Annotated in this window: 10 protein-coding genes; 7 read left to right on the plus strand and 3 right to left on the minus strand. The window is 51.6% G+C overall.

The window, feature by feature from the left end:
• The first annotated feature begins 58 nt into the window (after positions 1-58).
• The 4 genes from M2403_RS18095 to M2403_RS18110 all read left to right on the plus strand — a co-directional run bounded on the left by M2403_RS18095 (position 59) and on the right by M2403_RS18110 (position 3,593).
• Positions 59-325 carry a DUF2732 domain-containing protein gene (locus M2403_RS18095; RefSeq protein WP_259230372.1) on the plus strand — a complete coding sequence of 89 codons (267 nt, stop codon included), beginning with the start codon at positions 59-61 and terminating at the stop codon, positions 323-325.
• The gene (locus tag M2403_RS18100) at positions 322-1,125 is read left to right on the plus strand and encodes a Dam family site-specific DNA-(adenine-N6)-methyltransferase (RefSeq protein WP_259230373.1); all 804 of its coding nucleotides are present in this window, start codon (positions 322-324) and stop codon (positions 1,123-1,125) included. The genes M2403_RS18095 and M2403_RS18100 overlap by 4 nt, the downstream gene beginning before the upstream one ends.
• Entirely contained in the window at positions 1,126-3,285 is a 2,160-nt protein-coding gene (locus M2403_RS18105; protein ID WP_259230376.1) for a replication endonuclease, read from the plus strand. It begins immediately after the preceding gene.
• A 101-nt stretch (positions 3,286-3,386) separates the two neighbouring features.
• Positions 3,387-3,593: a hypothetical protein gene (locus M2403_RS18110; RefSeq protein ID WP_259230378.1), complete on the plus strand. Its 207-nt coding sequence runs from the start codon at positions 3,387-3,389 to the stop codon at positions 3,591-3,593.
• Here the strand turns inward: M2403_RS18110 and M2403_RS18115 are convergent.
• The 3 genes from M2403_RS18115 to M2403_RS18125 are packed head-to-tail and all read right to left on the minus strand — an operon-like array spanning position 3,576 to position 6,702.
• On the minus strand, positions 3,576-3,890 hold the full coding sequence (locus M2403_RS18115) for an ogr/Delta-like zinc finger family protein (protein ID WP_259230380.1): 315 nt from the start codon (positions 3,888-3,890) through the stop codon (positions 3,576-3,578). The genes M2403_RS18110 and M2403_RS18115 overlap by 18 nt on opposite strands.
• Positions 3,887-4,918: a phage portal protein gene (locus tag M2403_RS18120; protein ID WP_259230381.1), complete on the minus strand. Its 1,032-nt coding sequence runs from the start codon at positions 4,916-4,918 to the stop codon at positions 3,887-3,889. Before M2403_RS18120 ends, M2403_RS18115 begins: the two co-directional genes overlap by 4 nt.
• Positions 4,915-6,702 carry a terminase large subunit domain-containing protein gene (locus tag M2403_RS18125; protein ID WP_259230382.1) on the minus strand — a complete coding sequence of 596 codons (1,788 nt, stop codon included), beginning with the start codon at positions 6,700-6,702 and terminating at the stop codon, positions 4,915-4,917. Before M2403_RS18125 ends, M2403_RS18120 begins: the two co-directional genes overlap by 4 nt.
• Positions 6,703-6,852: 150 nt before the next feature.
• On the opposite strand from M2403_RS18125, the gene M2403_RS18130 reads away from it, so the two are divergent.
• The 3 genes from M2403_RS18130 to gpM form a co-directional block, all read left to right on the plus strand.
• Positions 6,853-7,692, plus strand: a complete 840-nt coding sequence (locus M2403_RS18130) for a GPO family capsid scaffolding protein (RefSeq protein ID WP_218522414.1) — start codon at positions 6,853-6,855, stop codon at positions 7,690-7,692.
• Between the two features lie 66 nt (positions 7,693-7,758).
• On the plus strand, positions 7,759-8,796 hold the full coding sequence (locus M2403_RS18135) for a phage major capsid protein, P2 family (protein WP_259230383.1): 1,038 nt from the start codon (positions 7,759-7,761) through the stop codon (positions 8,794-8,796).
• Positions 8,797-8,798: 2 nt separating this feature from the next.
• Positions 8,799-9,226: phage terminase small subunit (gene gpM / locus M2403_RS18140; protein ID WP_259230384.1), on the plus strand; the 428-nt coding region annotated here is incomplete at its 3' end.

Raw genomic sequence — 9,226 nt, forward strand, 5'->3', positions numbered from 1 at the left:
GCCCGCGGCTTCCGCCAGGTTGCCGGGGTTTCTTGCTGCCTAAATTTGGAGTTATGCCATGCAGATGAAACGTAATGATCGCAACCAATTTCCAGTTCGATGGTGTGGATGGGATGCTGCAAAAGCTGCCTGTGACCAAACCGTAATATTGATTAAAGGCGCACGCGCTGAGGCAATGGCTGATGCTGCCGTGAAATATTCTGGCCGACTTGATCGGCTGGCGTCTCATATTGTGAATGAAGGGTTCAGTGCTGCTGAAATCGTTGAACTGTTACGCCAGGAGTCAGAACAATTTGCCCGTGCTGGCCAGGGCGGTGCTCTATGAAAACTGTCTTGAAATGGGCGGGATCCAAGGTTCGCATCATAGAAGTATTGAAGCGTCATTTACCCGCCGGTCAGCGACTCGTTGAGCCGTTTGCAGGTTCCTGCGCAGTGATGATGAATACGGATTACCCGGCTTACTTTATTGCTGATGCAAACCGCGATCTGATCGATATGTACAAGCTGATTGCGGAGCAACCGGCCGCGTTTATCCAGGCGGCTGAGGCGCTTTTTGAAACGGGAAATACCGAGGTTGAATATTACCGTTTACGCTTTGCATTCAATTCAAAACCGGTCGGTGATAAAGACCGCGCCCCGCTTTTTCTCTACCTCAACCGTCACTGTTTTAACGGGTTATGCCGGTACAACAAAAGGGGCGAATTCAACGTTCCTTTCGGCAAATACAAAAAGCCGTACTTTCCAAGAGCTGAAATTCTGGCATTCGCTGAAAAAGCCAAGCTGGCCACGTTCCTTTGTGGGAACTACAGCGAGGCATTGAAAGCCGCGCAATCTGGGGACGTGGTTTATTGTGATCCGCCGTACCTCACAGAAACAGCTAATTTCACCGCTTATCACTCTGACGGATTCGGGCACGAAGAACATGGCAGGTTAGCCAGGAGCGCACGCCGTTTGGCTGGCCGTGGTGTGCCGGTAGTCATTTCTAACAGTGATACAGATATGGTGCGTTATCTCTATAAAGATTTTGCCATCAATAGAATCACCGCGCCTCGCAGTATTGGAGCGGCATCCGGCAGCATCAAATCTGCTCAGGAGGTAATTGCAACCGTGGCGTGGGATTGTTGAATGGCATCTTTCGTTAACGGCCAGCATCATAAAACCCGCCAGTGGCAGCAAGAACAGTTTGCCCCTGGCGCACCTGCTGGGATTAGCCTGACCGAACGTCAGTTATGGCATATCAACAAAGACGATCACGCATGGCGTACTGAGTATTTGGCAGAAATGCCAAGTTACTTGGCGCGCTATTTTGGCGATCGTTACAGCAAATTAATGGAGAGCGGCCAGAATGGCCGCCGCCGTGCCAATACATTTTTACGCACAACGTTGGGTAAAAATGTATTGCCACGTCTGCGCGAAGTTCGCAAACAGTACGCAACGGATTTCCAGGGCGCGGGCGGGGTGCATATCCCGTTTGCCAAGGATATGGAAAAACTCCCAGGCTTTGATCGTGACGACGTGCGCAACCTGGCACACCGTATCGCAGATTTTATGGCCGAGTGCTTCAATGATTTTATCCGCACGGCTTTCCTGGAAGATTCCAAATCACCCGAAGAATTAGAGTGGCGTGCGACAGCTGCTTACCGTCATTTGGCTGAGCTGGTGAACCAGTTCAGTATCACGCCGCCTTATTGGCATTCTTTCAAAGCGGGCAACAACTTCACGGCGCGTAATGCTGAGTCAGGTTTGCTGCGGATGATGGCACCGGAATGGTGGCGCGGTAAGTTGAAACGAAGCCGTGATCTGCTGCGTGAACATATGGCCATTGCCGTTGGCCAGGTTCAAAAGGCGGCATCGGCGTATGTCAGCCGTTCCACGCAAGGGGAATGGGTGGAGCAAAAGAAACGTAACCGAGAGTTTTTCAAATCGTGTGATTTAGAAAATCAGGAAACTGGGGAGCGTATTTCCCTGGCTGAGATGGTGGACGGCAGCAATGCCAACCCAGCAAAACGCCGCTGCGAACTGATGGTTCGTATGCGTGGGTTTGAAGATTTGGCCACTGAAATGGGGATGGCCGGAGAGTTTTACACGATCACCGCGCCGTCGAAATATCACGCCGTGCACAGCAAGGGCGGGTTCGTGTCTCAGTGGAACGCGGCCAGCCCGCAGCAAACACAAAAATACCTTTGCGGAGTGTGGGCAAAAGCCCGCGCTGCGTTTTCCCGTGCCGGGATCCATGTCTTTGGTTTTCGCGTAGTCGAACCGCATCACGACGGGACGCCGCACTGGCATATGTTGCTGTTCATGCGGCCGTCAGACGTGGCCGAGGTGCGGGATATTCTCTGTTATTACGCCCGCCTTGAAGACTCCGAAGAACTGCAATCCGCATACGCGCTAAAGGCGCGTTTTCACGTTGAGCCTATCGACGAAGAAAAGGGCAGTGCTACGGGGTATATCGCTAAATACATTTCTAAAAATATCGACGGTTACGCCCTGGATGGTGAAACGGATGAAGAAACCGGCGAAAACCTGAAAGACATGTCCAAGGCGGTATCTGCCTGGGCAAGCCGCTGGCGGATCCGTCAGTTTCAGCAAATCGGCGGTGCGCCGGTAACGGTCTGGCGTGAGCTGCGCCGTATGCGTGATATCACCCTGGAAAATAAATCTATGGACGCGGTGCTGGCTGCGGCCGATGTAGGGTGCTGGGCATCCTATACCCAGGCGCAGGGCGGTGCGTTGGTGGCTCGTCGCGATCTGGTTGTGCGGCTGATGTATGAAATCATCGAATGCGGCAACGAATACGGGGAAGCCGTTCAGCGTATTCAGGGGGTTTATTCGCCGTTAGCTGGTCAGGAATCCGAGGTATTAACGCGCCTGGTCAAGTGGGCGATTGTTCCGAAGTTGGCCGATAGCGCAGCGGAGGCTGCTTTTCCTGGCGGCATCGCCGCCCCTTGGAGTTCTGTCAATAACTGTACTCAAAGTACGATCAGCGAGTTGAAAAAGGGCATCGGTATTCAGTCCCAGGATGCTGGCCAGATGGCCAAAGCATTGGCCAGGGGCAATATCGTGCCGCTGGATCGGGAAACAGAAATGCAATTAGAAGGTAACCGGCTGGTGGTGAGGCGGAGAAAGCAATATTGCAGGAACAAGAATTGCGGGGAGGTCATTACGCCTGAAAACGAGTCCTTTGATTCCCCTGGCATGTGCTGGGGATGCGCGGATGGTCATGTTTTGCAGGGCGATCAGAGTGATGCCGTTAACCGGGCGTTTGAGGCGTTGGGAATTTAATGCAAGCTGAAAACTCGCAAAAGCGCGCGCAGTTTGCTTTTATTCTGTAACATTTTGCGATACTGTACATTCATACAGTAAATGATTAGGGAGGTTGGGGGATGCAGGATTTATTTTTTGAGGAAATCACTGTGCAACGGATGGCTTTGTTTTCGCGGTTGGTCGCTGTTGGGGACTGTGATCAGGAAGAAAAAACGTTAGCACTAGGTTGGTTAGCTGAGTTGAATGCTGAGTTGTTGAAAAATCTGCGGCAGGGAGAAAAGAAAAACCCCCAAAGTGGGGGCAGTGATTCAGGCTTGTTGCAGTAGCGAAAGCAACATTTGCTTATCGTCGGATTTCAGCGAATCCACAAGGCCACGCAGTAAGCTACCCTGGCTTTTTGCGCTTGGGCTGATGGTGTGGGAAAACGTCATATTCATTACAAACGTATGGCCACATTCGAAGTCAGAGCACGCACAGTAAAGGTCTGAAATTTTCCGATGCTTGCGTGCCGTTTTCTTAATGACTGAGTTCGCGCCGCATTCGGGGCAAATAACTGTCGGTACGCGCATTTTGTTGGCTCCGGGGAAGTGATAACCCCGTGATTTTAGCCTGTTGCGGCTCATTTTTCATCCTCTGATGTTGTGTCAAAAGCAAAGTTAAGCCGCAGGTGTGGCGGAATTTCCAGATCACTGTTGACCGCATTCATGATCATGCGCTGCAACGGGATCACTTCATCCTTTCGGTATGTTGTCCGGGACTTTTCCGGGTCGGGTAAACCGGCCGCATTTTGCGGAATAATGCCCGCCAGGCCAGCCGGGAACCGGTGGGCGTTCAGTACATCCTGTGCGCTGATGTTCTTCACGTTGTTGAATTCGTCGTTCGCCCCGATATCCCCCACCGGAATAAACTGGATCGCCTTTTCCCCGCCCTGGGGGATGTTCACAAATATGGTGGAGAAGTTGCCGATCCCCTTGCTGCTTTCCAGGCGTTGTGCAATTTCTTCTTCTACTTCATCGGTCATGTTCGCGTCATTGGTATAAATGATGCCGCCAGTGTGCGCCCCGTTATGGTAGTAGCGGCGGCGGAAAATGGTTGCCTCACTGTTGAGCAATGCCGAGTGAATGCCGCTAATGTAATCCGGCAGGCCGTAAATCTGTTGCTGCGGATCGTACTGTTTCATGAAAACCACATCATCCGGGCTGTACACCAGCGGTTCACCGTCCTGCAAAATCACAAATTCACCTGTTTTACGCACGCGCAGATACAGCGACGGCAGCGGCAGCAAGTCCACCACGTCACCCCATCCCGAACGCACTTTCAAAATGGCCAGGTCACCGCAGGATAAATAATCGAATACGCCGCCGCGCAGCTGCTCATGCGTCAGGCCGCCGCCCAGGTAATCCGATGCCACCATATTATGGCGGGCATAAATTACGCCGCCGTGCTGGCTGTTGAGGTTGGTCAGTTGAACCAGTGCCAGCCGGTCAATCGGCAGGGTGTAGTGATCGAATTCATTGTCATACCAGATATCCCGGTAATTGGTGCCGGTAGTCAGGATAGGTTCCGGGCGTCCCATGCTGATGATGCTCATTTTATTGCTGCGGTCAGGCTGTTCCTTCTTTGCCTGGCGGGCTGGTTTGCGTTTGCTCATGCTGCTTTTTTCCCTAAGTTCCATTTAGATTTACGCTTATGCTCAAAGTTGATCGGCTCGTTAATGATGGCGTGCGCGATAGCCCAAAAAGCATCGGCATGGCCGGTTTCAACCGTACGATCGGCTTTGAACGTCATGGCGTTGCCGCTGGCCGTGCTGGTGTGTCGAATGGACAGGAAAGACGCGGCAATTTCCCGGTTGTCTTTGTTCCATTCCAGGCGTTTTGCGCCGATAACGTCGATCATCTTTAAAACCAGCCTTGTTTTGGTTTCCATGCCGTAGTGAATGGCCACCGCCTCACGCAGGGCGAAATGTTCTATCAGCTCAAACACGCCCCGGCCAATGCCGGTCACGTCCACGCCGATGTAAGTCATGTTGTACTTCCCGAACAGCTTTTTGATTTGTGCCGCCTGGTACGCGAAATTCATCCCTTTCCAGTGAAAAAGGCAGAGCACGCGGAATTTTTCGACGGCGTAAAGCGGCGGGGCAACGATGGCAAACGTGGATGTGTCGCCGGAACGCGCCGGATCAAACCCTCCCCATACTTCCCGGTTGCCGAAAGGCCGTTCGGCGTTTGTGTCATGATCTTGCCAGTCGGCCACGTCCACGCCGCAGATTTCCAGGTCACTGAATTTGAAAACGCTGTCTTTACTGTCCACGAACACGCACATATAAAGCATGTTGAACGTGTCATGGTTGTAGCGGTTACGCAGCTTCTCGATGCTGGCGAGGTTAAAGCCGCCCTTGATCGCGTCTTCCATCGTGATGATGTACCGCCACTGTCCATCCGGGCAGAGTCGGCCGCCGTCGCGCATTTCATCAAAGCCAGGAAAGGCGACTTTTTCACGCTTCTTATCGCCGCGCTTCCATTCTTCCCCTGTCCAGAAAGGGTATGCCTGGTGCGTCTTGGCGCTGGGCGTTGAAAAGTAGGTGGTTCGCCAGTGATCGTGCGTGGCCATTGCGCTGGCCACCTCGTTAAGTTTGGCGAAGTTCGGCACCCAAAAATATTCGTCGCAGTACAAATGGCCGCTGTAGGACTGCGCGGTGTTTTTATTGGTGGACAGAAAGCGCAGCTCTGCGCCGTTGCTTAGTCTGATCGGATTGCCGGTCAGCGTGATACCAAAATACTGCTCTGCGATGTTGACGATGTAAGAGCGGAATACTTCCGCCTGGGCTTTTGATGCCGAAAGGAAAATTTGCGGGTCGCCGGTCATGACCGCATTTTCAAGTGCCTCAATCGCAAAGTACCAGGTGGCACCAATCTGGCGGCTTTTCAGGATGTTCCTGATCTGCTGTGCCAGGTTGTTACGCAGGTGCTTCTGATAGCCGAATAAATGTTCCTCTGCGAAAGCGTCAAAATCTTCCTGCGTCATGCCGGAGATGTCGTTTTTCTTATATTTGCGCTTCTTCACCGGCTCTGTGCCGTCACCGTTCCCGCCCTGGCTGTCATATCCTCCCTGGTTGCCAGATTTGGCGGCGGCCATCTTTTCTTTATGCTTATTTGTCTGCGCACGCAATTTCACGGCGTGCGTAATCAGTACATCAATCTCTTTTAATTCCAGCTCTGTTTTTTTATCCCGGCCAACTAATAATTGGTAACGGCGTTCAATGACTTCCTCTGTTGATTCGTGGCTGAGTAAATCAGCCCAATTCCCTTTTTCCGCCCAGTAGTAAATGATCCGCGCATTCGGCAGATTTAAATCCTGAGCAATTTCTTTTGGCGTGGCGCGGCGCAAATATAAAGCGCGTGCAACGTCTTTTAGTTCGTCTGTGTATTTAGCCATTGGGTCATTATGCGGGGATGTTTCAGCTATTTCGTTAATTAAATATCTGATGTGGTCGGATAAAGGGTTATATCCGAAATCATCTTGGTGCGGGAGCGTTAATTATTAGCGATACTGCAATTCACGGAAACAACGGAGGTTAATTCCGGTATGTCAGATTCACATTTAATGACGAATTGGCTCTGTATCGCAACCGAAGGGGAAACGGTTGATAAGCGTTTTTTAACCAGGGAAATGTTAATTGACGCGGCGGAAACGTATGACCCAAAAAATATGTATACCGCACTGCTGTGGCCTGAGCATGAGCGCTGGTGTGGTAATGCCGGTGAGGTGCTGGAAGTTGAGGCAAGCGAAGATGATTCTGGATTGGTAAAGCTCTATGCGCGGTTGTGTCCTTCCACTGACCTGGTACAGGCGAACCGCAACGGAAAGCTTTTATTCACGTCTGTTGAATTAACGCCTGATGGCAACTTTCGCGGCACTGGCCGTTACTACCTGGAAGGGCTGGGCGTCACCGATGAACCCGCAAGCGTAGGCACTACGCGAATGCGATTTAATAAGCGGAAAGACAATTACTTTATTGGTAATAGCACGCCGCTGGTAATAAACGAAATCAAGGATATTAACATGGCAGGGAAGGATAAGAATAAATCGAAATGGCGCAGTCTTTTCAGTATTGAAGACGAAACCCAAACGCCGGATGAAACACCGCAGGACGGCGATAAATTACAAGCGTTGGCCGAGGTTGTTGCTTCTTTGGAAACTCGTATTGCTGCGCTGGAAACAAAAACGGAAGCAACGGATACAACGGTTGAAGATATTCAAAGCGATGTTGAAACCGTGAAAGAAGTGGTGGATACGGAAGAATTTGCCCGCCTGCGCGATGAATTACCAAATATCGTCAGCAAATTTAGCAAGCTGGATAAAAAGGTAACCACGTTGCCGAATAAGAATCCGAAAGGTTCACGTAAACCGTTCCAGTTCTTGTAAGCATTTATCAGGCTTTCGCCAGGGAAAAACATTAACCGCTGAATAGCGATTAAGGATGAATAAATAATGATTTTAAATGCAAAAGCGCGTGGCTTTTTAAAGCAATTCGGCGCTGGACTTGCGGCGGCTAACGGTCTGGACGGTGGCGAGGAAAGCAATTATTTCTCACTGTCTGACCCGAAGGAAACGCAGCTGCGTGATGCGCTGCTGGAAAGTTCGGATTTCCTGAACTGGATCACCGTGGCCGATGTTGACCAGCTTTCTGGCCAGGTTGTCAGCGTGGGCGCGTCCGGTCTGCATACCGGCCGTATTGCTGACGGGCGTTTTCGTCGCAACGTTGGCGTTTCGGGTAATGAGTACAAGCTGGTTGAAACGGATTCGTGCGCCGCACTGCGTTGGGATCTGCTTTCCATCTGGGCGAATGCGGGTTCTGAGGAAGAATTTTTCCAGATGGTGACCGCATTTACCACGCAGACCTTTGCCCTGGATATGTTGCGTATCGGCTTTAACGGTAAGTCTGTGGCGACATCCACTGACTACGAAAAAAACCCGAACGGTGAAGATGTGAATATTGGTTGGCATGAAATTGTTCGCAAATATAAAGACGGCAAACAAATCATGACTGATGCGGTCACGCTGGATCAAAACGGTGATTACAAGTCACTGGATGCGATGGCGTCAGACCTTATCAACACCAAAATTCCGCAGCAATTCCGTAATGATCCGCGTCTGGTGGTATTGGTCGGTTCTGACCTGGTGGCGGCTGAACAGTATCGCCTGTACCAGGCGGCTGATCGTCCGAGCGAAAAAATCGCCGCGCAGATGTTGCAGGACTCCATTGCAGGCCGTCAGGCGATTATCCCGCCATTTATGCCGGGCAAACGCATGGTGGTGACCACGCTTAACAACCTGCATATCTATACGCAGCGTAATACCCGCCAGCGTAAAGCGGAATTTGTTGAAGACCGTAAGCAGTATGAAAACAAGTACCTGCGTAACGAAGGTTACGCCGTCGAAGAAATGGAGCTGTATGCGGCGATTGATGAATCCGCCGTGACGATTGGCACCGTTGCCGAGCCATCCGAACCCGTAGGCGGAGAGTAAAAATGAGCCTGTCACCCGCGCAGCGACACAGTGCCCGCATTGCGGCGCAAACGAAGTTAAAGCAACGCCAGGCACTGGAAGGGGCAGACAGCTTGCACGTTCTGAGTGCGGCGCTGGCCAACGATGTGGACATGTTGCACGGGCTGACATTGGCGCAAAAGGTGGCGTTAAAGCGTGATGAATTATTACCAAAATGGATGCCCACCGTTGAAAAGTACCTGGATGGCGGGGAGGTCTACCGCAATCCGATCCTGGCATGGTGTGTGATTTGGCTTTTTGACGTAGGCGACATGGACGCCGCGCTTAATTTGGCGGATATCGCCATTGGGCAGGGGCAGGAAACCCCGGTTGAGTTGAAAAGCAATTTCCCCACCTTTGTGGCGGATACCGTCCTGAAATGGGCGGAAGTACAGGCCAGGGATGGCCACCC

Source organism: Rahnella sp. BIGb0603 (genome assembly GCF_024808755.1).
Classification (GTDB): Bacteria; Pseudomonadota; Gammaproteobacteria; order Enterobacterales; family Enterobacteriaceae; genus Rahnella; species Rahnella contaminans.

Bases quoted from the DNA above. Each gene is read 5' to 3' on its own strand.
- M2403_RS18095 (WP_259230372.1), top strand. From the start codon at position 59: ATGCAGATGAAACGTAATGATCGCAACCAATTTCCAGTTCGATGGTGT.
- M2403_RS18100 (WP_259230373.1), top strand. From the start codon at position 322: ATGAAAACTGTCTTGAAATGGGCGGGATCCAAGGTTCGCATCATAGAA.
- M2403_RS18105 (WP_259230376.1), top strand. From the start codon at position 1,126: ATGGCATCTTTCGTTAACGGCCAGCATCATAAAACCCGCCAGTGGCAG.
- M2403_RS18110 (WP_259230378.1), top strand. From the start codon at position 3,387: ATGCAGGATTTATTTTTTGAGGAAATCACTGTGCAACGGATGGCTTTG.
- M2403_RS18115 (WP_259230380.1), bottom strand. From the start codon at position 3,890: ATGAGCCGCAACAGGCTAAAATCACGGGGTTATCACTTCCCCGGAGCC.
- M2403_RS18120 (WP_259230381.1), bottom strand. From the start codon at position 4,918: ATGAGCAAACGCAAACCAGCCCGCCAGGCAAAGAAGGAACAGCCTGAC.
- M2403_RS18125 (WP_259230382.1), bottom strand. From the start codon at position 6,702: ATGGCTAAATACACAGACGAACTAAAAGACGTTGCACGCGCTTTATAT.
- M2403_RS18130 (WP_218522414.1), top strand. From the start codon at position 6,853: ATGTCAGATTCACATTTAATGACGAATTGGCTCTGTATCGCAACCGAA.
- M2403_RS18135 (WP_259230383.1), top strand. From the start codon at position 7,759: ATGATTTTAAATGCAAAAGCGCGTGGCTTTTTAAAGCAATTCGGCGCT.